Annotated in this window: 1 pseudogene; it reads right to left on the bottom strand. The window is 39.7% G+C overall.

From position 1 onward, the window contains the following. Positions 1 to 262 (bottom strand): annotated as a pseudogene (locus tag SB756_RS31525) (hypothetical protein); the annotation flags it as partial.

Below are 262 nucleotides of genomic sequence, written 5' to 3' on the forward strand. Positions count from 1 at the left end.
CTAAGAGCTCGGCAACTTCAGCTTCTAAAGTATGGGGAAGTGAAAAACTTATGCCAGATGAGAGCTGTGCTTTAATTGCATCATCAACTTCTTGATCTTGGTATCCTAAACTAACGCAGAGCAAGCCGTTAACATAGTCGGTATAAATATTGTTATCGAGGTCGGTAACCAGAGCGCCTTTACCATATTTAATAAAAAGTGGCGCAGCTTTAAAAGGTAAAGCCATTTTACTTTTACTAAAGGTTTGGCTCGCTAGTGGTAT

The organism is Pseudomonas sp. SIMBA_068 (assembly GCF_046534705.1).
In the GTDB taxonomy this organism is placed as follows: Bacteria; Pseudomonadota; Gammaproteobacteria; order Pseudomonadales; family Pseudomonadaceae; genus Aquipseudomonas; species Aquipseudomonas putida.